The sequence below is a fragment of the Nocardia carnea genome (genome assembly GCF_029869215.1).
Classification (GTDB): domain Bacteria; phylum Actinomycetota; class Actinomycetes; order Mycobacteriales; family Mycobacteriaceae; genus Nocardia; species Nocardia carnea_B.
The window spans coordinates 1-2,385 of sequence record NZ_JARWPM010000283.1 but is presented as its reverse complement, the minus strand read 5'-3'; the positions used below and the strand labels follow the sequence as shown (position 1 = coordinate 2,385).

The 2,385-nt window shown below is 71.8% G+C and carries 3 protein-coding genes; all 3 read right to left on the bottom strand.

The features are described 5' to 3' along the window. Nucleotides 1-316 precede the first annotated feature (316 nt). From QH276_RS19800 to QH276_RS19790, 3 genes are read right to left on the bottom strand one after another with little or no spacing between them, the layout of a single operon-like run. The gene (locus QH276_RS19800; RefSeq protein WP_280398825.1) at nucleotides 317-1,339 is read right to left on the bottom strand and encodes a hypothetical protein; all 1,023 of its coding nucleotides are present in this window, start codon (nucleotides 1,337-1,339) and stop codon (nucleotides 317-319) included. After that, nucleotides 1,336-1,878 (bottom strand): ImmA/IrrE family metallo-endopeptidase, encoded by a 543-nt coding sequence (locus tag QH276_RS19795; protein WP_280398826.1) that lies wholly within the window; start codon nucleotides 1,876-1,878, stop codon nucleotides 1,336-1,338. The genes QH276_RS19800 and QH276_RS19795 overlap by 4 nt, the downstream gene beginning before the upstream one ends. A gap of 4 nt (nucleotides 1,879-1,882) precedes the next feature. Next, nucleotides 1,883-2,062, bottom strand: a complete 180-nt coding sequence (locus QH276_RS19790; protein WP_280406850.1) for a hypothetical protein — start codon at nucleotides 2,060-2,062, stop codon at nucleotides 1,883-1,885. Between the last annotated feature and the right edge of the window lie 323 nt (nucleotides 2,063-2,385).

Below are 2,385 nucleotides of genomic sequence, written 5' to 3'. Positions count from 1 at the left end.
CCTGCCCCGGGCTCCCCTGTGGCTGACTCCCGGGCGGGGGCGGGCGGCCCTCACCTACTCCGCCCGCTCGGCACACAAACCCCCCGGTCTCGCCGCGGGGCGCCTGCGGGGGGGGCCCCCCCGGCGTCTGCTCCTGTTCGGCGGTAAACACCGCGAGGCGTTCCCACCAGTGGGACTAATTCTTGCGGCAGGGGTATCACGGAACGCCCGGACCCGCAGTGTCCGATAATCGCAGTACCGACCAATCGGCATGATTTTTGGGCCCGCCGCGGCGATATCACAGTGACGTAACGGACATACGGCACACCCCGGGCAACTACCGAGGCTGCGGCTCCGGTTGCGCGGCCTGCTCCGGTAGCGCGTCGAAGGCCTGCGCGATCGCCTGAACCCACCCTCGTGGGCTGATACCTTCCGGCGGCGCGATCCACCGGGCATCCACCACCGCGGTCCCCAGCGGATGCTTCGCCCACTGCGCAACTCGCTCGGCCCGCCGCCCGATAGCCGCCGGCGGGTCGCCCGCGGCGGCGAGCTCCACACCACCGCCGGACTGCAGATACAGCGCGTCCATGATCTGCGCGACCCGGTCCGATGCCTTGAGCTGGGTGGACGTCCCGGTTTCCTCCTGGACCACCTCGGGGAAGCGTTTCACCAAGACCTTGTGCAGGGTCTGTACCCGGCGCAACAGCAACCGAGCGCGCAACCACATCTCGACCACGATCCAGACCGCGCCGAACGCCACCAGCAGCGCGGCGATCTGCCACAGCGGCCACGCCCAGCCCGGTTTCCCCGGCTCGGCACCGGGAGCATCGGTGAGCCCCCGCTGGATCTGTCCGGCGGCCAGCCCGATCACCAGCGCGGTCCCCGCGATATAGATGGCGATACCGCGACCGAGCGCCGTCCAGCTCAGATTCCGCAGGCCGGTCACCACCACGAAGATCCCCGCCGCCGCGACCACCGCCCAGCCGACGGTGAAGGACCAGAACAGCGCACCGGCGATCGTGAGCAGACCGGCACCGTATATGGCCCAGGCGATCTGGCGCAGGTTTCGCCGCGAAACCACCGGCCAGGCCGCGGACGCGACGACCGAGGTCGCGGTGACGAACAGCTGCCAGGCCCCCACGACTACACCCTCCGACAACAATCCGCCCGGCAGCCCGCCGGGCAGCAGGTTGTCGATCGCCAGCCCCACATCGGGAATGGCCGCAGTACAGGCGAGTGCCACGGCCGCCACGGCGATCACGATCGCCACCCGCGCGGTGGTCGCGGGTTTGACGAGGACCCGACCCACCCGGGCGCCGGCCGCGACCCAGACAATCAATGCGGTCAACCAGAACGTCATCCCAGAGCCTCATCGAATCGAAGGACCGAGACGCCCGCGCCCCGGCTGTTGAATACGCGCAACCGCGTCATCAGCATGGCGGCGAACGTTTCGGCCTCCCATTCGGCCTGGTCGTCCTCGCCGTCCTCGACGGCGGTCTGATGCGCGCGCTGACTCAGCATGTAGGCGATGAGCTCATCGCTCACCTCGAGGGTCACCTCGGTGGCCGGGGCGCCCTCGTGATCGAAAACGATATGGCCCAATTCGTGCGCCAAAGTATGGTCGCGGCTCGGTAGTGCGCTGGCGAGCACGATGATGTCCTTGGCCGGGTAGTACCGCCGCTGCCCGCAGACTCCCGGGCCGAGATCGGCGTCGGCGATCTCGATGGGCCGGCCGCGTTCGGCAGCCACCGCGTCCACCACCTGATCGAGGGTGGTTGCGTCGGCGTCGGCGGCAATCGCGCACACCGCGTCCACCGCAGCCGCGACCCGGCGATAGGCACGCGTACCCGGTGTTTTACCCGTCGAGGTCCGGGCGTTACCTGTTCCGCTTCGCGTCATCGGATCACGCACCCGTTCCGAAGAATTCGGCGCGCGCGGCGTCGATGCGCGCCTGGGCCTGGGCCGCGCTCTGATAACTCATCACGGCCGAGCCGCCGCCGGCGATGGCCAGCGCGATCAACCCGCCGATCACCGACAGGATCTTGGGTTCGGGCAGCAGATCCTCCGCGCTGGTGGGTCGCACCGTGTGATTCTGCGGCGCCGCCACGACCGGCGCGGTACTGGGCGCGGGTGCGGCCGCGGCACCGGGTGCGGCCGGCGGTGCCGCGGCCCCGGGCAGACCCGCACCGACCGCGACATCCACCGCGCTCGGTGCGCCGCCACCGGCGCCCGCACCGCCGCCACCCCGCGCCGGGAGCCCCAGTGGCGGCCCGACCGGGGCCCGCGGCCCCCGGGGGGGCCGCCCCTGCCGCGCCCGGCGCGGGGGGGGGGGGGGGCGGGCGCCGGGGGCGGCGCACCGAGCGCGGGGGATGTCGCGGTCGGTGCGGGTCTGCCCGGGGCCGCGGC

What these genes read in the sequence shown, in the direction of transcription:
- QH276_RS19800 (WP_280398825.1), bottom strand. Translation starts at nt 1,339, where the DNA reads ATGACGTTCTGGTTGACCGCATTGATTGTCTGGGTCGCGGCCGGCGCC.
- QH276_RS19795 (WP_280398826.1), bottom strand. Translation starts at nt 1,878, where the DNA reads ATGACGCGAAGCGGAACAGGTAACGCCCGGACCTCGACGGGTAAAACA.